15 protein-coding genes are annotated in these 19239 nt (G+C 71.3%); 9 read left to right on the forward strand and 6 right to left on the reverse strand.

Features of this window, described 5'->3' with window-relative positions:
- The first annotated feature begins 23 nt into the window (after positions 1-23).
- Complete coding sequence (locus tag BKA15_RS31380) at positions 24-848, forward strand: hypothetical protein (protein WP_179757588.1); 825 nt, start codon at positions 24-26, stop codon at positions 846-848.
- Here the strand turns inward: BKA15_RS31380 and BKA15_RS31385 are convergent, their stop codons facing one another.
- Positions 849-2813, reverse strand: a complete 1965-nt coding sequence (locus BKA15_RS31385) for a sialidase family protein (protein WP_179757589.1) — start codon at positions 2811-2813, stop codon at positions 849-851.
- Between the two features lie 142 nt (positions 2814-2955).
- Here BKA15_RS31385 and BKA15_RS31390 point away from each other — a divergent pair, with 142 nt between their 5' ends.
- A complete protein-coding gene (locus BKA15_RS31390) occupies positions 2956-3879 on the forward strand; it encodes a diacylglycerol/lipid kinase family protein (protein WP_179757590.1) in 924 nt (307 codons plus the stop codon).
- A 162-nt stretch (positions 3880-4041) separates the two neighbouring features.
- Positions 4042-6531, forward strand: coding sequence for a leucine--tRNA ligase (leuS, locus tag BKA15_RS31395; RefSeq protein WP_179757591.1), 2490 nt, complete (start codon positions 4042-4044; stop codon positions 6529-6531).
- A 93-nt stretch (positions 6532-6624) separates the two neighbouring features.
- Here the strand turns inward: leuS and BKA15_RS37100 are convergent, their stop codons facing one another.
- A complete protein-coding gene (locus BKA15_RS37100; protein WP_179757592.1) occupies positions 6625-7650 on the reverse strand; it encodes an endonuclease/exonuclease/phosphatase family protein in 1026 nt (341 codons plus the stop codon).
- Positions 7647-9083: a GNAT family N-acetyltransferase gene (locus BKA15_RS37105; protein ID WP_179757593.1), complete on the reverse strand. Its 1437-nt coding sequence runs from the start codon at positions 9081-9083 to the stop codon at positions 7647-7649. Before BKA15_RS37105 ends, BKA15_RS37100 begins: the two co-directional genes overlap by 4 nt.
- Before the next feature lie 215 nt (positions 9084-9298).
- Between BKA15_RS37105 and BKA15_RS31410 the strand changes: the two genes are divergently transcribed.
- A complete protein-coding gene (locus BKA15_RS31410; protein WP_179757594.1) occupies positions 9299-10159 on the forward strand; it encodes a DegV family protein in 861 nt (286 codons plus the stop codon).
- Between the two features lie 93 nt (positions 10160-10252).
- Positions 10253-11011: a DUF6498-containing protein gene (locus BKA15_RS31415; protein ID WP_179757595.1), complete on the forward strand. Its 759-nt coding sequence runs from the start codon at positions 10253-10255 to the stop codon at positions 11009-11011.
- Positions 11012-11042: 31 nt separating this feature from the next.
- Here the strand turns inward: BKA15_RS31415 and BKA15_RS31420 are convergent, their stop codons facing one another.
- Positions 11043-11699, reverse strand: a complete 657-nt coding sequence (locus BKA15_RS31420) for an MOSC domain-containing protein (RefSeq protein ID WP_179757596.1) — start codon at positions 11697-11699, stop codon at positions 11043-11045.
- A gap of 14 nt (positions 11700-11713) precedes the next feature.
- Positions 11714-12637, reverse strand: a complete 924-nt coding sequence (locus BKA15_RS31425) for a helix-turn-helix domain-containing protein (protein ID WP_179757597.1) — start codon at positions 12635-12637, stop codon at positions 11714-11716.
- Positions 12638-12790: 153 nt separating this feature from the next.
- Between BKA15_RS31425 and BKA15_RS31430 the strand changes: the two genes are divergently transcribed.
- Together BKA15_RS31430 and BKA15_RS31435 are read left to right on the forward strand one after the other, a co-directional pair.
- The gene (locus BKA15_RS31430) at positions 12791-13603 is read left to right on the forward strand and encodes a helix-hairpin-helix domain-containing protein (protein ID WP_179757598.1); all 813 of its coding nucleotides are present in this window, start codon (positions 12791-12793) and stop codon (positions 13601-13603) included.
- A gap of 16 nt (positions 13604-13619) precedes the next feature.
- Positions 13620-15986 carry a ComEC/Rec2 family competence protein gene (locus tag BKA15_RS31435; protein ID WP_179757599.1) on the forward strand — a complete coding sequence of 789 codons (2367 nt, stop codon included), beginning with the start codon at positions 13620-13622 and terminating at the stop codon, positions 15984-15986.
- Between the two features lie 103 nt (positions 15987-16089).
- On the opposite strand, the gene BKA15_RS31440 is transcribed toward BKA15_RS31435, so the two are convergent.
- A complete protein-coding gene (locus BKA15_RS31440) occupies positions 16090-17208 on the reverse strand; it encodes a phosphotransferase enzyme family protein (protein ID WP_179757600.1) in 1119 nt (372 codons plus the stop codon).
- 386 nt (positions 17209-17594) lie between these two features.
- Between BKA15_RS31440 and BKA15_RS31445 the strand changes: the two genes are divergently transcribed.
- Positions 17595-17825 carry a hypothetical protein gene (locus BKA15_RS31445; RefSeq protein ID WP_179757601.1) on the forward strand — a complete coding sequence of 77 codons (231 nt, stop codon included), beginning with the start codon at positions 17595-17597 and terminating at the stop codon, positions 17823-17825.
- Between the two features lie 79 nt (positions 17826-17904).
- Positions 17905-19236: a phosphotransferase gene (locus BKA15_RS31450; protein ID WP_179757602.1), complete on the forward strand. Its 1332-nt coding sequence runs from the start codon at positions 17905-17907 to the stop codon at positions 19234-19236.
- Positions 19237-19239 lie beyond the last annotated feature (3 nt).

Here is a 19239-nt window from a genome sequence, read left to right on the forward strand (position 1 = left end):
CGACGGCCGGTACGATGCGCCGCATGTCTCAGGCTCCGCCTCCACGGTCGCCGGACGGGCAGTGGTGGTGGGACGGCCGACAGTGGCTGCCGGTCCAGCAACAGCCGCCCCACCCCGGGCCGCCGAACGGTCCCCGGCGTTCCGCAGCGCCCTTGATCATCCTCGTCGCGGTCGTGGCGGCGGTGGTGATCATCGGACTGGTCGCCGGAGGAACGTTGTGGATACGTAGTCTGCAGGCCGCGACCGAGACCACCGCCCCGCCGCCCACCGACGCGGCCGACCGATCACGGCCTTCCCCGTCGCCGTCGCCGTCCCCGTCCGGGCCCGGCCCGGTGCGGTGCCAGGCGAGGACCAGCGAGGGATGCTTCCCGAAGGTGAGCGTCGGCAAACTCGTGGCCGCGCTGCGGTCGAAGGGCTTCCAGTGCGAGAAATCGGGGTCGTACGGCACTCGCTGCACCAAGCGGATCTCGAGCCGCGACCAGCACACCTACGCGTTGAACCACAGCCTGCGGGACGCGGACCGGCTGACCAGCCTGATGGCGCTCGGCTCGGCCTCCGCCGTCGGTACCGATCCGCCCGACCGGACCGGTCAGGCGAACCGGCGCACCGTCGAGGCGCTGCAGCTGGGGCTGGACCTGGTGCTGCCCGCCGCCGGCCCGACCCGGCGCAAGATCGCGGACTGGGCACGGGATCATCAAGGCCGCTGTGCCGACACCTTCGACGTGCACCAGGTGATCGACGGGTACGAGCTGCGCTGCAGCAACCCGGAGCCGATCGCCGTCAGCGACAAGCAGGTGGTCACGACCTGGAGCGGAAGCGTGACGATCGGCGCCGGCCGGCTCCGCTGACTAGCGACCGGCCCGAGCGAGTTCCTCGAGGTGCAGATTGGACAGCGCCCGCCGGAAGACGGCGACGTCGGCGATCCGGCCCTCGAAATGATCACCGACGACGCCGTCGACACTGGTGCAGCCGATCCGCAGCGGCTCGGCGGTGTCGATCGGGCCGAAGCCGTCGATCACGTCCGTCGCCGGGCCGCTGCCGCCGGACTGCCAGCGCAGGATGGAGCCGTCCAGGAAGCCGTTCACCAGGCGTCGGCTCCGGTCGATCACCAGGGCCAGGTGGTGCCAGTCGTCGTCGAGCACGGCCGTGGTCGCCTGCTGCGAGGCCCGCTGGGCGGTGCCGCCGCCGGCGTTGACCCGGACCACCGGCAACCCCGCGGTGGACAGCACCACTGAGAAGCCGGCCCGGGTGGACACCAGGTTGCCCTTGGTGATCAGACCCAACTGCCGCCCGGGTACGGCGGCCGAGGCGCGGCGGAACCACAGTGAAACCGTGAAGCTGCCCGGGCCGGGATCGAGCACGTCGCCGAAGTCCACGAAGCCGGCGCGGCCGTCGAACTCGAGCACCGGCCGGCCGCCGTCGCGGACCCAGGAGGCGTCGACGACCCGGCCGTCGTAGCGTTCGCTGCCGCTGCTGGCGACCCGATCGCCGGAACCCTCGTCCAGCCGCCAGCGGGCCACCGGCGCTGGCCGGTCGGTGTCGAACAGCCAGTCCAGGGTGAACCGGGCGAACACCACCCGGGGCGACTGATAGACGCTGCGGCCGGCGTACTTTCCCTTGCAGAAAAGGCAACCGGCCAGGTCGGAGCCGAGTTGCACCAGGTCGGAGTTGTTGGATGCGCCAGACACCAGCCGTGGTCCGCGGCGCCAGGCCCGGCCCTGGCCGAGGCTGTAGTAGGCGGTCAGGTTGCCCCGGTGCTCGGTGAAGCCGGACGGCACGTCGGACGAGCTGACGATCACCAGGTCGTGCCGCGGGCGGTCCAGATTGATCATGCCGTGGTCGACCCCGTTGAACCATTCCGGCAGGTCCGGCTCCAGCTCGGCCGGCGACCAGGTCAGCCCGTCGTCGGTGCTGACCGAGCGCACCTTGAAGTGGCCGCCGGTGAGCCCGGGCTCACTGTCGCCGTTACGGCCGCGGCCGATCGCCAGGATCGTGCCCGGTGCGGTCTCGGCGATCCGCAGCTCGGCGAAGCCCGCGTACGGTGCTCGCGGCGGAATGGGCTCACTGATCCGCCAGGTGTCGCCGCCGTCGTCGCTGTAGAGGAAGGACGCGGTGAAATCGGGGCGGTAGTGCCGGTACTGGTGGGAGACCGGCATCAGCAGCCGGCCGCTGCTCGTCTTCAATCCGTGGCCGGCCGTCGACACGTGCCGGTCGCCCGGCTTCCCCTCGAACAGGTCGGCCGGCACCTCCCGGATGTCGCTCCAGGTCCGCCCGTTGTCGCGACTGGTCAGGTAGACCATCCGGTTCGCCTCGAACTGGTGCTGCTCGGTGTAGTCCGGCTCGCCGATCTTGCGGTCGCAGAAGGCCCAAATGATGCCGGTGGCGCTGTCGTACAGCAGGTTGGCGTTGAAATAGCAGACGGGCCGGTCGGCGCCGTCGTGCCGGACGGTCCCGTGCCTGGTCAGCACGCTGATCTGGGCGTCCCAGGTGCGGCCGCCGTCGGGGCTGCGCCGGTAGACGAGATCGACGGTCCGGGTCAGGTCCGAGGTCGCGATCCGGCCCTCGGCGTACGCGAGCAGGACACCGTCGCCGGCCTGCACGATGCCGACCTGGTGATACACGTTGTACGGCAGCGTCCGGTCCGCGTTGGTGAACACCGTCGTCTCGCTGTACGGCGGCGGCGCCGCGCTCTCGTCGGCCGAGGCCGGAAGCGTCTGAACCGCGCCGAGCCCGAGCGCGGAGGCTCCGGCCGCGGCGCCGGTGATCAGGAACGATCGGCGGTCGAGAGGAAGAGGATGGTCGGTCTGCGGCATGGCGCACCCCCGCTCATCGGACGTCCTATGAGCGTAACCGGGGATTCACCGTCGGTTCAATGATCGGTCACCGGAACTGGGACATGTCCCTGGCCGACGGAATGAACCGCGAGAACCGCCGGTCTCGCGGTAGTTTGTGCCGATGACCGAGCAAGATCATCGAGAGCGGACCGAGCGGCGTGCCGCGGTCGTGATCAACGCGACCAAGATCGATGACGCGCTGGAACGCCTGCTGCGGCAGCGGTTCGTCGACGCCGGCTGGGCCGAGCCGCTCTGGCTGGAGACGACGCCGGACGACCCCGGCCGGGCGATGACCGCGGAGGCCGTCGAGGCCGGGGTCGACCTGGTGGTCGCGGCCGGCGGCGACGGCACCATCCGGGTGGTGATCGCCGGCCTGGTCGGCTCCGACATCCCGGTCGCCCTGCTCGCGGCGGGCACGGTGAACCTGCTCGCCCGCAACCTCGACATCCCGCTCCGGCTGGAGGACGCGATCGAGGTCGCGCTCGGTGATCAGGAACGCACCATCGACCTGATCAAGCTCACCGCCGACGACGGCGAGCCCGACCATTTCGCTGTGATGGCGGGGATCGGGACCGACGCGGCGATCATGGAGGAGGCCGACGCCGACCTCAAGAAGTCGATCGGGCCGGCCGCCTACGCCGTCGCCGCGGCCCGCAACCTCGGCCGCAAGCCGCTCCGGACCAAGATCACGATCGACGACGGCCCGACGGTCCGGCGCCGGTCCGTGCTGTGCGTCGTCGGTAACGTCGGGGAGGTGCCGGGGCTGGTCAGTCTGATCCCGGAGGCCCGGCTGGACGACGGCCGGCTCGACCTGCTGGTGGCGTCACCGCGCCGGCTCGGGGACTGGATCACGGCGTTCGTCCGGGTGCTGCTGCGGCGGCACCACGAGGACGCCAACCTCGACCACTGGACCGGCCACCGGGTGGAGATCACGGTGCCGGCCCCGGAGGCGTACCAACTGGACGGCGATACCGAGGGCGAGGCCTCGCGACTGGTCGCGGAGGTGGTGCCGGCGGCGGTCCGGGTGAAGACACCACCCTCCTAGGCACGATCGGACGGCGATCGCCGGATTGCGCTAGCATGGCCGGCATGCAGCACCGCCGGGCGCTCCTTAGCTAGCCGCGCGGACCACAGTCCAGCGCGGCCAACCCCTCCTGCTCGAGGGGTTTTTTCATGCCCGGACCAAGAGCACAAGGGAGTTTGTACCGTGAATGAGTCCTCGGTCGAGGAAGCCGACGCCACCGGCGCGCGTTATGACGCGCGCGCGGCCCAGGAGCGCTGGGCCGCCTTCTGGGAGGCCGACCAGACGTTCACGCCGCTCGACGACGGCTCCAAGGAGCGCCGCTACGTGCTGGACATGTTCCCGTACCCGTCCGGCGACCTGCACATGGGTCACGCCGAGGCGTTCGCGATGGGCGACGTCTGGGCCCGCTTCCTGAAGCTGCGCGGCTATGACGTGATGCACCCGATCGGCTGGGACTCGTTCGGGCTGCCGGCCGAGAACGCCGCGATCAAGCGGAACGCGCACCCGGCCGAGTGGACCTACGCCAACATCGACACCCAGGCGAACTCGTTCAAGCGGTACGGGCTGAGCCTGGACTGGTCCCGGCGGCTGCACACCTCCGACCCGGAGTACTACCGGTGGACCCAGTGGCTGTTCCTGCGGTTCCGGGAGCGCGGGCTGGCGTACCGGAAGGCGAGCTGGGTCAACTGGTGCCCGAAGGACCAGACCGTGCTGGCCAACGAGCAGGTGATCAACGGCGAGTGCGAGCGGTGCGGCTCGCCCGTCACCAAGCGCGAGCTGACCCAGTGGTTCTTCAAGGTCACCGAGTACGCGGACCGGCTGCTGGACGACATGGAGCAGCTGGAGGCCGGCTGGCCGGAGCGCGTGCTGACCATGCAGCGGAACTGGATCGGCCGGTCCGAGGGCGCCTACATCGACTTCGCGCTGCCCGGCTCGGACGAGCCGATCACCGTCTTCACCACCCGGCCGGACACCCTGTACGGCGCCAGCTTCCTGGTCATCGCGCCGGACGGCAAACTGGCCCCGAAGATCGTCACCGATGATCATCGGGCCGAGTTCGAGGCGTACCTGGAGAAGACCAAGTCCGAGACCGAGATCGAGCGGCAGTCGACCGACCGGGAGAAGACCGGCGTCTACCTGGGCGTCGATGCGATCAACCCGGTCAGCGGCGCGAAGATCCCGGTCTTCGTGGCCGACTACGTGCTGGCCGAGTACGGCACCGGCGCGGTGATGGGGTCCGCCGCCCATGATCAACGCGACCTGGACTTCGCCCGCAAGTACGGCCTGCCGATCCTGGTCGTGATCGACTCCGGCCAGGAGGACCCGAACGTCTCCGGGATCGCCACCAAGGCCGACGGTCCGTACGTCAACTCTCCTGTCCTGGAAGGGATCTCCGACACCGAGACCGGTGTCGCGACGATGATCAAGGTGCTCCAGGAGAAGGGCGCCGGCCGGGGCGCGACGACCTACCGGCTGCGGGACTGGCTGCTGAGCCGGCAGCGGTTCTGGGGCGCCCCGATCCCGATCATCCACTGCGAGGCGTGCGGGGAGGTGCCCGTGCCCGATGATCAGCTGCCGGTGGAGCTGCCGTACCTGACGGGCACGGATCTCAACCCCAAGGGCACGTCGCCGCTGGCGGCGGCGACCGACTGGGTGAACGTGGACTGCCCGACCTGCGGTGGCCCGGCGACCCGGGACACCGACACGATGGACACGTTCGTCGACTCGTCCTGGTACTTCTTCCGGTACTGCTCGCCGGGCTTCGAGGGTGGCCCGTTCGACCCCGAGGACGTCCGGCGCTGGATGCCGGTCGCGCAGTACGTCGGCGGCGTCGAGCACGCGATCCTGCACCTGCTGTACATGCGGTTCTTCACCAAGGCGCTGTACGACATGGGCCTGGTCGACTTCACCGAGCCGATGCGCCGGCTGCTGAACCAGGGCCAGGTGATCAACCAGGGCAAGTCGATGAGCAAGTCGCTGGGCAACGGTGTCGACCTGGGCGAGCAGATCGAGAACTTCGGCGTCGACGCGGTCCGGCTGACGATGATCTTCGCCGGCCCGCCGGAGGAGGACATCGACTGGGCCGACCTGTCGCCGAGCGGCTCGGTGAAGTTCCTGCAGCGGGCCTACCGGCTGGCCGCGGACGTCACCAGCGAGCCCGGTGTCGACCCGGCCGGCGGCGACGCGACCCTGCGGTCGACCGCGCACCGGACCCTGGCCGACATCACCCAGTGCATCGAGACGCAGCGGTTCAACGTCGCGGTGGCCCGGATCATGGAGCTGGTCAACGCGACCCGCAAGGTGATCGACACCGGCGCCGGCCCGGCCGACCCCGCGGTCCGCGAGGCCTGTGAGTTCGTGGCGATTGCGCTGAGCCTGGTCTCGCCCTATGTGGCCGAGGAGATGTGGGAGCAGCTGGGGAAGCCGCCGTCGATCGCCAACGCCGGCTGGCCCACGGTCGACGAGTCGCTGCTGACCATCGAGTCGGTCACCTGCGTGATCCAGGTCAAGGGCAAGGTCCGCGGCCGGCTGGAGGTCTCGCCGACGATCGGCGAGGACGAGCTGCGCGAGCTGGCCCTGGCCGAGGAATCGGTGCAGCGCGCCCTGGACGGCCGCGAGATCGCCAAGATCATCATCCGCGCCCCGAAGCTGGTCTCGATCGTCCCCGCCTGAATCGCGTCTGCCAGTTTTTCACGTTACGTGAAAAACTGGCGCCTTACCCGAGAAACTTCTCTGGTATTGCGCCAGGAAACCTGGTGAGGTGGGTCAGGTGGTACCGGCGAGGGTGGCCACGATGCCGAGGTGATCGGTGCCGGCCACCTCGACGGTACGGACCTCGGTGGCGGTCAGCCGGTCGTTGATCATGACGTGGTCGATCGGGATCAGCGGCGGGAAGCGCCGGTTCGCCGGGAAGGTGGGCAGCCAGCCGGCTCCGGCGACGTCGGTGGCGCTGCGCAGCCCGTCCGCCCGCAGGTTCTGCATCGCACCGTGATCATCGACCGCGTTGAAGTCGCCGGCGATGATCAACGGCCGGTCCTTCGGCTGCTCGGCAGCGATCCGGCGGATCAACCGGTGCTCGGAGACGTAGGTCCTGCTGCCGCAGTACGGGTTGCACGGATGCACGCCCATCAGCCGGACCGGCCCGACGTCCGGCACCTCGACGGTCGTGATCCACTGCTGGAACGTCGTCTGCGGCAGCAGTTCCGAATCGCTCAACGGAAAGCGCGAGTAGACCGACGACCCGTTGACGCCGCGGTCGTCGGCGCCCAGCGCGTGCGGGAAGCGCTCCGACCAGCCGTAGCGGTCCAGCGCCGCGCGGGTGTCCGGCTCGACCTCCAGCAGCACCACCACGTCGGCGTACCGGGCCAACTCGGCGACCCGCTCCGGATCGGCACCGCCGTGCAGCATGTTGAGACTGAGGACGCGGAAGGCCGGGGTCGTCGCGGCCCGGCCGTCCGGGACGAACAGCGGTCCGATCCAGGAGCCGTGCAGGCAGACCAGGGCCGCGACGATGATCGTGATCACCGCGACCACGGCGCGTTTACGGGCCCTGATCAAGGCGATCACCAAGAGCAGCAGCGAGACCAGGTAGCCGATGATCGCGTACCCGATGAAGGCGGACAGCAGTTCGGCGCTCTGCCCGGCGGGCTGCCAGAACCGGAGCACGGTGAAGACGGCCGCCGGCAACGCGAACAGCAGCGCGAAGATCACCAGGACCACCTGGGAACGGCGAGCCGGGCGCACGGAGTCCCAGGCCGGGCCGGCGCCGGCCCGGTAGTCGGACGAGCTCACTCCGTTCGGCTCCGCTCGCCGCGGCGGTGCACCTTGATCATCCGCAGTTCGTCGGGCTTGGGCGGGAACTCGCTGCGCCGCCGGTCCTCGGTCTCGGTCCAGCCGTGGGCCCGGTAGAACGCCCGGGCGGCCCGGTTCTCGGTGAGCACCCACAGCTGCACCTGAGCGCCGCCGGAGGAGAACACGTCCTCCTCGGCGGTCGAGAGCAGGGCGGTGCCGAACCCCTTGCGGGTGTGCCGGGGCAGCACGCCGAGATGGCGTACCGTCTCGTGGTCGTACGCGATGAAGGCGGCCGGGGTCTCGCCGACCTCGAGGATCCGGACCCGGACCTGGCGCTCGGCCAGGGTCCGCTGCCAGCGCCGGGCCACGTCGGCCACCGGGTACGGGAAGCGATTGGGCGGGAAGATGTGCCCGAGCGCGTGCTCGCTCGCGGCCCGCTCCAGCCGGGTCAGCAGCTGGGCTTCGTCGGGCCGGGCGCGGCGGATCCGCCAGCTGCCCTGCTCGTCGGTCAGCGCCGGAGCGGCCGAATCCCAGATCCGCCACAGCTCGGCCGCGATCCGGTCGGCCCGGGTGTGATGCCCGCGCTTCAGCGCCGAGCGGCCCTTCTGGACGCACCAGGCCTCGACCTGGTCCCGGTCGGTCCCGATGATCATGCCGTTCGGGCCGGGCTGCACCAGGGTCACGTCGGACCACGGGATCACCCGCTTACTGAGCGGGTTGTAGACGGTCAGCTTGCTGCCGGTGGCGACGAGCCGCGGATGCCAGACCATCCGCCAGACGTAGATCAACAACAGCAGGGCGAGTGCGCCGAGCCCGATCGTCAGCGGCAGCGAGCGGGCGTCCCGGAAGATCAGGTACGCCAGCGTCCCGAGCGCCGCGACGACGAGGACCGTGAGGATGGTGACCAGGACGATGGTCCGCCGGCCGATTCGCCAGACCCGGCGCGACGCTCGATCGGCGGGAGACTCCTCGGGCTCGTCGAAGTCGGCGTCGTCCTTGATCACCTGCCGGCTCCGGGCGCGGTCCCCGGTGCGGCGCAGGGTGGGGGCCAGCAGCTGGGTCTCGGCGGTCCGCTCGACCGCCGTCGGCTCCTCCGGACGGCGGTACAGCGCATCCGCGGCACTCCGGTACTGCGACTCGAGGGTCTCGGCGGTCCGATCGGGCGCGCTCGCGGCCGGGCCGGCCGGCGGCTTCGCCGGGTCGATCACGACCGTGTCGTCCGGGGCTGCGTCGCTTGGGGCCGTGTCGGCTGCGGTCGCGGGGTTCTGGGTCGAGGCGTTCGGAGTCGAGGCGTTCGGGCTCGATGGGGCCGGCGTCGGCGGGGTGGGGGTGCGCTGCGGGCCGGCGGGTTCCCGTTTCAGGTCGGCGAGCGTCGGGGCATCTTCGTGGTTGTCGTCCTCGATCAGGGCACGGCGCGGCTTGTACTTCGCCACGGCTCAACCCCCTCCCGTTCGACCGTCACTCGGAATCGGCGGCTGGGCGCCCAGGCCTGCCACCCTACGACGCTGTCACAGTACGTCATGGGCCAAGTCACCTGAGCGATTCCGCAGACTCAGCACCATGCTGCCATCCGAAGCCCGATCGGGGTGTGAGCGGGGCGGCGATTCGCGCGGGCACCGGCGTGGCGACACTCCACTACTCTTTCGCAATGGCCGACGTCGCGGTGATCACCGACTCCACCGCGTCCCTGCCGCCGGACCGGGTCGCCGCTGCCGGGCTGCGGGTGGTTCCGCTCCAGGTCGTCATCGCCGGCGTCAGCCGGCCCGAGGGCTCGACCGGCGCCACCGCGGGCGCGGTCGCGGAGGCGATCCGGGCCGGCCGGAGGGTCAGCACCTCCCGCCCGTCCATCGACGAGTACGCGGCGGCCTACCGCTCCGCCGCCGAGGCCGGGGCGACCGCGATCGTCGTGCTGACCATGAGCGCCCGGATGTCCGGCACCTACGACGCGGCGACCGTCGCGGCCCGGACCGCGCCGGTGCCGACCCGGGTGATCGACTCCGGCACGCTGGCGATGGCGCTCGGCTTCGCCGCCGTGTCCGCCGGCCGGTGTGCTGCCGAGGGCGCCGACGCGGACCGGGTCGCGGCCGTCGCGATCGAGCGGGCCGCCGCCGCGCGGACGTACTTCGTGGTCGACGACCTGGAGCACCTGCGCCGGGGCGGCCGGATCGGCGCCGCCGCCGCGCTGGTCGGCTCGGCGCTCTCGGTCAAGCCGCTGCTGACGATCACTGCCGGCGAGATCCGGCCGCGGGAGCGAGTCCGTACTGCGAACCGGGCCCGGCTCCGGCTGGAGGAACTCGCCGCCGACGCGATGCTCGCCGCCCACGCGGCCGGCCGCGGGGTCGGCCTCGCGGTGCACTACCTGGACGATCCGGCGCCGGCCGAGGAGCTCGCCATCCGATTGCAGCGGCGGGCCGAGGGGCCGATGGATCTGGTGATCACCCCGGTCAGCGCCGTGCTGGGGGTGCACACGGGACCCCGTACGCTCGGGGTCGTCGTCTCGCCCGACTGACCCGGTGCCGCCGGATGATCATGACGTCCGCCATAATGCTGCTGGCTGGAGTGGTACATCCGCAGTCACTGGACGAGCAGAGGGGGTCGCCTGGTGTCTCTTCAGCAATCGCGCCCATCCACCATGGTGCGGACGGAGCAAGGATCCGCACCCGAGGCAGATCCGGACGACGGCATCACCGGTTCGATCATCGCGATCGGCTTCTCGGTCACGATGAACGTGCTGACCCTGGTCGGAGTGATGGCCTGGGGCTGGCCGGCCGGCAACGTGATGTTGTTGTTCTGGATCGAGAACGTGATCATCGGCATGATCAGCCTGGTCCGGGTCGTCTCGGCCCGCGGCACGGCGACCGATGGTTCCCGACTGACCGTGAACGGCCGTCCGGTCCGGGGCACTCCGGGCCGCTACGGGCTGTTCTTCACCTTGCACTACGGCATCTTCTGCCTGGTGCACGGCGTGTTCACGCTGATCGTGACGATCAAGCTCGGGGTCGAGCCGACCTTCCTGTGGCTCGGGTTCCCGGTGATCGTCGTCGCGGTCCGCTACCTGGTCGAACTGCTGTCGACGTGGTTCGGTCCGACCGGTTTGCGGACCGTCGTGTCGCCGCAGCAGGCCATGCTGCAGCCGTACCCGAGGATCATCGTGCTGCACCTCGCGGTGCTGTTCGCGTTCTGGTTCACGCTCGGTGGCGGGGACGGCCTGCCCGCGGCCGTGTTGCGGGTGCTCGACCCGATCTTCGCGTTGCTGCCGCACCGGTTCCGGACCGACGGGGTCGAGGTGATCTTGATCCTCGTCGTGATCAAGACCGTCGTCGACATCTACACCACGCGCCGCGCCACGCGGAGCGGCTGACCCGTCGCTCGGGCACGTACGTTTCCGGCCGTCAGCGCGGCGAGGCTGCGCGAGCGACGATCCGGCGGGCCCGCCGGCGTACGGTCTCGGCGAGGTCGACGCCCGAGTCGAGGAGCCGCCGCAGTTGAGCCGCGTCGGGCCGGCTGAGGTAGTCGCCGATGGTGAGATCGTGATCGGGCCGCTCCATGATCACGATGGCGTCGCCCTCCTGGATCGAACCGGTCTCGAGCACCATCAGGTACGCCCCGACCCGGCGGGTGGCCGCGAACCGCTTGTGGAACTGCGGATCGCCCATCCGGGCCGAGAGGTTCTCGCACGGGGTACGCGGCATCCGTACCTCGACTAGGACGCCGCGTCCCGGGTCCCCGATCCGCCAGCATTCGCCGATCTTGGCGTGCGTGACGTCGAGTCCCGCTGTCCTGAGGTTCTCCCCGAACAGGCCGGGCGGTATGTTTCGGCCCAGCACGGTCGCCCACCAGGCTGCGTCCTCGTGCGCGTAGGCGTACAGCGCCTTGTCGGGCCCGCCGTGGTGACGCGTGTCGCACTGCCGGTCGCCGTCCAGCCCGAGCTGACTGACCGTGACCCGTCCGGCGACCGGACGCTTGTCGATGGCGGTCTCCCGGGTCGGCCCGGGGCGGATCTCGTGCACGACGTTGACGGCCACCAGATGACCTGCCGGGTTGGTCATGTTGGCCTCCTTCGTCAGCCGGCGGACTCGGCAACCCAGTGGATCGGGTCGCCGGAGTCGAGGTCGTCGAACCCGGCGTCGGCCAAGGCGCCCGCGACGAGCGTGCGGCGATGGGCGGCGAAGGTCAGGACGTGCGCGATCATGCCGCCGAACGTGTAGATCTCGACCCCGTCACCGCCGGGGCACAGGAGGGCGTCGCCGAGCCGGCCCGCTTCGCAGGCGTCTCGTACCTCGGCGATGAAGCTCGGCCCGACCTCGGCCAGCCGCCGCTGCATGTGCTGCACGCTCTCGCCGCGCTCGACGGAGAAGTCGTACTCCCGGTTCTCGATCGCCGAGCTCCACATGTCGAGCTGGCCGACGAGCCGGGACAGCAGGGATCGCAGGGTCGGGTCGTCGTCGATGCCCTCGACCGAGATCTCGACCGGGGTGTCGAGTTGGTCGGCGGTGAGCCGGCCGGCCCGGTCCAGCATCTGGCCGACGAGCCAGACGTGATGTTCGACCATCCGGACTAGGAGGTCCATGGAGCGCACCTTCTCTCGGCCCGGCAACCGCAGGCTGCCGGGGGGATGGAAATGGACGCCGTTCGGCGATGCGATCGCGAAGCGGCTGGGTTCGCGACGCCAACGCTTCGGGGATACCCCGTAGGCGCGGGCGAACGCTCGGGTGAAGGCCTCGTGCGAGGAGTAGCCGGCCTCGACCGCGATGTCGAGGATGGTTGCGTCGCTCGTGACGAGCCGGAACGCCGCCCGCTCCAGGAGCACGCGGCGGCGGAACCGGGCGGGCGGCTCGCCCGCGGTGCTGGCGATCACTCGATCGAAGTGGAACCGGGACAGCCGCACCCGTGCGGCCAGGTCGGCTGCCGTGACGGCATGGTCGTCGAGCGCGTCCGACAGCGCGTCGACGAAGGCGGCGAAGGTATCGCTCGGTCCGTCCGTCATGTCCCCATTCTCTGGTCTGCCCTGATCCGAGACTTGATCGACGTTGCGGGTTCGCGGCCGCGGGTTGTCCACAGCGGGCGACCTGAAATCTTCGTCATCCACAGATTTTCTGCGCGCCGGCTGATGCGGGCGATGCTGCTTAACCTCCCGGGCATGAAAGTGACGGAAGGGGCGGAGCCCGACCTGGCGCATCGGGTCCGGGAGCGGATCGCCCGGATGCTCGCCGAGCAGGCGCCGCGACCGGAGCCGGCCGACGATGTCGAGGAGTACGGGGAGGACGACGACCTCGGCCCGGACGCCGTTGACCGGCTGCCGATCCGGCCGCGCGGGTTCGGCAGGTTCGGGCCAGCGCACCTGGCCGTGATCGCGGTCGTGGCCGTGCTCGGGCTGGCGGTCGCGGGCTGGGCGGTGCTGCGTGCGCAGCCGGTCAGCCTGGCGACCCCGGTGCCGCAGGTCCAGCCGGAGTCCCAGCCGCCCGAGCCGTCGACCGGACCGCCGGCGACGCCAGGAGCGACGCCGGCGGTGATCATGGTGCACGTCGTCGGGGCGGTCCGAAGACCCGGCCTGGTCACGCTGCCCGAGCGATCGCGGGTCGCCGACGCGATCGAACGGGCCGGAGGACTGACCCGGGAGGCCGACCCGGACCGACTCAACCTGGCCCAGGTGCTCGCCGACGGCCAGCAGGTGGTGATCGGGACCAGGGCGGATCCGGCCGGCGAGGTGCGTGACGGCGGCGGTACGAACACCGGCGGCGGCGACCCGGCCGGCGGTGGCGGGCAGGTCGACCTCAACACGGCGACCCAGTCGCAACTGGAGGCACTGCCGGGCGTCGGGCCGGTGACGGCGGGCAAGATCATCGCCTGGCGGGAACAGCATGGCCGGTTCAGCCGGGTGGAGGAACTGCAGGAGGTCGACGGGATCGGACCCAAGACGTTCGCGCAGCTCGCGCCGCACGTCCGTGTCTGACCGGCACCGGCCCCGGGTGCCCGACCCGGGTGCCGAGGCGGAACGGGAGGATCAGGGGCGGCTCGGCGACCTGCGGATGGTGCCGATCGCGATTGCGGCCTGGGCGGCGTCCGTGGCCGGGACCGCGGGACAGCCGGTCGTCGTGGCGGTCGCCGCCGCGGTGGGGTTGCTGCTGGTGATCTCGGGCGCCGCCCGGCGGTTGCTGTTGCCGGTCGCGGCCGGGCTGGTGATCATCGCGATCACCGCGGCCGGTGCGCTTCATGATCATCGGCTGCGGTCGGGTCCGGTGGCGGAGCTGGCCGCGGCGGAGGCGGTGGTGGCCCTCGAGGTCCGTACCGTCGCCGATCCGAGGCGGGGCGACGCCGGTCCGGGCGGCGACTACCTGTCGGTGCGGGTGGACACGGTCACCGTCGCCGGCCGGGGTGATCACTGGCGAGTCGCCGCGCCCGTGCTGCTGATCGCGAGCGGACCGGCGCTGGCCACGCTCGAGCGGCTCCCGGTGGGTACGGCGCTCCGAGTGGACGCGCGGCTGCGGGCACCGGACGCCGGTGATGATCTTGCCGCGATCGCGAGGGTCCGCGGCGGCGTGACGGTGACCGCGGGCCCGGACGCCGGGCTGGCCCTGGTCGAGCGGGTCCGGGCCGGGTTGCGGGCCGCGGTCGAGGACCGGACGGCCGAACAGCGGGCGCTGGTGCCGGCGCTGGTGCTCGGCGACACGTCGGGCATCACCCCGGAACTCGAGGAGGACTTCGTCCGGACCGGGCTGACCCACCTGACGGCGGTGTCGGGGGCCAACCTGACCTTGCTGCTCGCATTCCTGCTGTTGCTGGCCCGGTGGTGCGGTGTCCGCGGCTGGTGGTTGCGCGGCGTCGGGCTGCTCGGCGTGATCATCTTCGTGGCGCTGTGCCGGACCGAGCCGAGCGTGCTCAGGGCGGCGGCCATGGGATTGGTGGCGCTCGCCGCGCTGGGCGGCGGCTCGCGGCTGAAGGGGCTGCGGAACCTCGGGGTCGCGGTCGTCGTGCTGATCTTGATCGATCCGTATCTGGGCCGGTCGGCGGGATTCGCCCTCTCGGTGCTGGCGAGCGGTGGCATCATCGCGTGGGCGTCGCGCTGGGCGGCGGTCCTGCACCGGTGGCTGCCCAAGATCATCGCCGAGTCGATCACGGTGCCGTTGGCGGCGCACCTGGCCACACTGCCGGTGGTGACCGCGCTGTCCGGCACGGTGAGCGTGGTCGGGATCGTCGCGAACGCGCTGGCCGGGCCGTTCGTCGGCCCGGCGACCGTCTTCGGCTTCGCGGCGGCCGGGTTGTCGCTGCTGCACCCGTGGGCCGCGGTCGTGGCCGGATTCGGTGCGGCCTGGTCGGCCCAGCCGATCCTGTGGGTCGCGCATTGGGGTGCCGCCTTTCCCGGCGCCGCCTGGCCGTGGCCCGGACATCCGGCGGCGCTGGCGCTGCTGGCCGGGGCCGGGCTCGCCGCCGCCTGGCTGATGCCGCACGTGCTGGCCCGGCGCTGGCTCGCCCTGCCGGTCGCACTGATCATGGCGGTGGGCTTCCTCCGGCCGCCGGTCCAGCCGGGCTGGCCGCCCGCCGCCGCCGCGCTGGTGGCCTGCGACGTCGGCCAGGGTGACGGGCTGGTGGTCCCGGTCGGCGGCGATCAGGCGGTGGTGGTCGACGCCGGGCCGGACCCGCGGCTGATCGACGGCTGCCTTGATCAACTCGGCATCCGGGGCGTGCCGTTGTTGATCTTGTCCCACTTCCACGCCGATCACGTGGACGGGTTGGCCGGGGTGTTCGACGGCCGCCCGGTGGGCGAGCTGTGGGTGGGACCGCTGCCCGCCCCGGCGGCCCAGGCCGTCGCCGTGCAACGGCTTGCGGCTGATCACGGGGTACGAGTGCGGACTCCGCGAGTGGGGGAGCGGGTCGCGGTGGGTGGCACCGCCTGGCAGGTGATCGGCCCGGTCGCCGTACCCCCGCCGTTCCCGGGCGACGACGAGGGCGAGTCCTCGGCCGAGAACGACGCCAGCCTCGCCCTGATCGCCACTCTGGCGCCGTCACCCGGCCGGGACCGCGGGTTGCGGATCCTGTTCACCGGTGATCTTGAACCGAACGGTCAGCGGGCCATTCTGACCTCCGGCGTGGACCTGACGGTGGACGTGGTGAAGGTGCCACACCACGGCTCGTCGCGGCAGGACCGGGACTTCCTGGCCGCGACCCGGGCCCGGGTCGCCGTGGCCAGCGCCGGCAGGGACAACGACTACGGGCATCCCGCTCCACGTACCGTCGCCCTGCTGGAGTCGCTGGGCATGACCGTTCTGGCCACCAGCGAACGGGGCTCGATCGCGATCACGGCTGCCGGTGAGCTCGGCGCCGTCGTGTCCCGGTGATCCCGAACGCGTGCGCCGCTGTCGGCCCGTGCCGAGCGGACCCGAAGGGCCGCGGCCGCCCGGGATCTGCCCTCGGCGTCCACTCGGCACGATGCGCGTCCGGCTAGGGGCGCAGGGCTTCGGCGGCTTGGGCCGCGAGCCGTTCGGTGTGTTCGTGGCTGGCGGGCTGCAGCCAGCCTTCGTTCAGCTCGGGTGTGCCGCCGCTGTTGACGGTCATCCGGAAGCCGAGACACTCCAGCCACAAGGCGCGCAGATTGAGGATGGACGGGAGCCGGTCGAGTTCCTCGTCGGTGAGCCGGACGTGCTCGGCATAGCCGCGCGAGACCGCGGCGACGTTCGCGGTGCCGTTGCGCTCGGCCGCGGTGCGCAGGAGCCAGGCCAACGCGGGCAATCGGGGCCCGCGCCCGGAGCCGGCCCAGCCGACGATCGCCAGGTCGCCGGGCGTGCCGACGGCGGCCCAGGGATGGTAGTTGCCGTGCGTCAGCGCCTCCGGCAGGCCCTCGGCGTCGTCGGCGGTCTCGACCTGATCGCGCAGCCAGTCGAACTTCTCGCGCGCCGCGTCGTCGACCTTGTCCTCGACGCTGACCAGGAAGCTCATCGCGGCGGTCAGGTCCTCCTTCGGCCGTCCGACGTGGAAGCCGCCGTCGGTCTCTTCGGCGCCGCCGTCTCTGGCCACGGCGCCGTCGCCGGGCGGCAGCGTGTGCAGCCGGCCCAGCAGGCCGGCGAGTTCGTACCAGAGTTCCGGCCCGCCACTCGGGCGCCCGCCGTCGATGAACCGGGTGACGATGATCCCCTTGCCGTCGAGGACGGTGACCGGATCGTCGTCAGCGATCCGCTCCGCGGGGAAGTCGTGTAGCGCGAGGAACCGCAGGATCTCGGCGTCACCCTGGACTCGGCTGACCCGGTCGGCCGAGGACGAGAAGACCCGCGCGATCCACCGCCCGCCGTCGGTGTGCTTGACGACCAGCGTCGACGCGTAGTGACCGGGCCAGGAGTCTCGGGGCCGGGTGGCGGGATCGTCGTCGATCGGCAGGATCGAGTCGATCCGGATCCCGTAATGCGCTTCGAGATGGGCCTTCAGCGTCGCCTGCTCGTACGGCCGGGAGTGGACGAATTCCTGCCGGTTCGCCAACTCCAGATCGGCCCGCGCCTGGGTGTAACGCTGCCCGGTTGCGCGGGCTCGCTCACGTACCGCGCGCTTGAAACTGCTCTGCTTGGTCATGACAAGCCTCCTCGACGTGTCGCCGCTCCCCAGCAACGTGACACTCGAACAGGCCTGGACGATGGTGACCGTGAGGGCAGTTTCCCCTTCGCCATTCCGAGGTCCCGGCTGGGGCGGGTCCTCGCAGGCTGGGCGTTTGGTCGACGCCACTGACGATCATGATCGAGGTCAGAGCCCCGTGTCAACCACCTGCCGGAGCAACGCTGTCCGCGACCCGTTGATGATCATGGGATCGATCAGACCGTACGGACGCGAGCCGAGCCAGCCGGGACTGCGCCTCGGGCTCGGAGCTACCGGAACCACAGCCGCCGGTCGTCCTGCCGTCCGGAGGAGCCTGCGCTCGGCGGCGTGGCGCGGTGACCGCCGGGTGACCTATCGTGCGGCCCATGGCCGACTCCGTCTCCCCGCTGCGTCTGGCCCGGCCGTACCTGATCACGGCGGCAGTGTTCCTCGGGCTCGGTGTCGCCGGCTTCCTGCTCGGCCAGGCGTTGCAGATCAACTACCTGTCCACTCTGCTGGCGCTGGGCGGCGCCGGGCTGGTGCTGGTCGGCACGCTGTTCCTGTTGTCCGGCACCGTGGTGCTGCTGATCGCCACGTTGCGTTCCAGATCCGGGTGATCACGGCCGGTGTTGATCATGAGGGGCGCCTCATCCGGGACTCATCGGCGTCTCATCGGGCGTCGCAACACTCCGGCTCATGCTCAACCCGGTGCTGTGCCGCACCCTCCACCCGGTCCTGTCGCTGCGTGCCTTCCGTCGGCTGCGGTGGATTCGGCGGCTGCCGGCGGTTCGGCGGCTGCGTGCCTGGACGGCGGCCAACCAGACGGTACGCCGGCTGCGCCGGGACCGCCCGGCGCCGGAGTTGATCTTCCCCGCGATCCGGGAGCTGGCGGCGGCCGGGCGGACCCGGCAAGCGCGGGCCCTGATCCGGCTCGCGGGTCGGACCGGCGCCGATCCGGTCGACCTGCGACGGCTGCACCGGCTGCTGGCCGGCTATTCCGGCACGATCTCCGCACCAGTCCTGCGCCGAGCCGCAGCGGCGGCCGGACCGGGCCGGCGAGGTCGGACACCGGTTCCGGTCACCGGGCTCGCGGGCCGCGGGGCGGACGTGGAGGCGGTGGTGCGGTATCGGCTGCCGGGCGGCGGGACCATGATCAGAAAGACGCTGGTCGGCGACCGGCCGCGCGAAGTGAGCAGCTACCGGTCCGGACTCTGGTCGGGCGGGCGGACCTGGCGAGTGCCGCGGCTGCACCACGCCGAACGGGAAGCGGTGCCCGGGGCGGTGCCGCGCTGGCACCTGTTCCTGGAGGACCTCGGCTCGATCGAGCGACTCGAGGAGCCGGAGTTGATCTTGACGGCGGCGCGGGCGCTCGGTGAGTTCGGTGGGGCCCGGCTGGGTGATCCGGTGCTCGGCTCACTGCCCTGGCTGACCGACCGGGCGGAACCGTACCGGCGGCTGGAGGAACTGCGCGACCTCGGCCGTACGGTTCGGGGTACGGTGGCGCCGGAGATCGCCGACCGGCTGGAACAGACCCTGGACCGGCTGGCGGCGCGCCGGATCGAGCTCCGGGAACGCTTCCTGGCCCTGCCGTCGACGCTGTGCCACGGTGACCCGACCCGGTCCAACGTGACCGTCCGCGGTGACGTGTTGATCATGTTCGACCTCGGGTCCTGTCACCGGGGGCCGGTCGGCAGCGACCTCGGCGTGCTGCTGGCCGTGCCGAATCCGTCGATCCGGCACCGTCGGTTGTCGCTGGCCGACTGTCTGGAGCAGTACCGGTGCGGTGTCGAAGCTGCGGCGGGCCCGGTCGACCCCGATCAACTCGGGTTCGGCTTCCGGTACCGCTTGTTGATCAAGTCGCTCGCCTGGCAGCTGGTCCGGTTGCCGCCTCCGGTGACCACGGCTGCGACCGGTGGCCGGGCTCGCCGGATCATGATCAAACGGCGCAGCGTCGAGGCCGACCTCGGCTGGCTCTGCGACGAGGCGGAACTCCTGCTCGGCGCCGCGACGGTCGCGCCGGACCGGTGACCG

Source organism: Microlunatus parietis (assembly GCF_013407955.1).
Taxonomy (GTDB): domain Bacteria; phylum Actinomycetota; class Actinomycetes; order Propionibacteriales; family Propionibacteriaceae; genus Microlunatus; species Microlunatus parietis.

Excerpts from the sequence above, each read along its gene's own strand:
- BKA15_RS31380 (WP_179757588.1), top strand. The coding sequence starts at position 24 with ATGTCTCAGGCTCCGCCTCCACGGTCGCCGGACGGGCAGTGGTGGTGG.
- BKA15_RS31385 (WP_179757589.1), bottom strand. The coding sequence starts at position 2,813 with ATGCCGCAGACCGACCATCCTCTTCCTCTCGACCGCCGATCGTTCCTG.
- BKA15_RS31390 (WP_179757590.1), top strand. The coding sequence starts at position 2,956 with ATGACCGAGCAAGATCATCGAGAGCGGACCGAGCGGCGTGCCGCGGTC.
- BKA15_RS31410 (WP_179757594.1), top strand. The coding sequence starts at position 9,299 with ATGGCCGACGTCGCGGTGATCACCGACTCCACCGCGTCCCTGCCGCCG.
- BKA15_RS31420 (WP_179757596.1), bottom strand. The coding sequence starts at position 11,699 with ATGACCAACCCGGCAGGTCATCTGGTGGCCGTCAACGTCGTGCACGAG.
- BKA15_RS31425 (WP_179757597.1), bottom strand. The coding sequence starts at position 12,637 with ATGACGGACGGACCGAGCGATACCTTCGCCGCCTTCGTCGACGCGCTG.
- BKA15_RS31430 (WP_179757598.1), top strand. The coding sequence starts at position 12,791 with ATGAAAGTGACGGAAGGGGCGGAGCCCGACCTGGCGCATCGGGTCCGG.
- BKA15_RS31440 (WP_179757600.1), bottom strand. The coding sequence starts at position 17,208 with ATGACCAAGCAGAGCAGTTTCAAGCGCGCGGTACGTGAGCGAGCCCGC.
- BKA15_RS31445 (WP_179757601.1), top strand. The coding sequence starts at position 17,595 with ATGGCCGACTCCGTCTCCCCGCTGCGTCTGGCCCGGCCGTACCTGATC.
- BKA15_RS31450 (WP_179757602.1), top strand. The coding sequence starts at position 17,905 with ATGCTCAACCCGGTGCTGTGCCGCACCCTCCACCCGGTCCTGTCGCTG.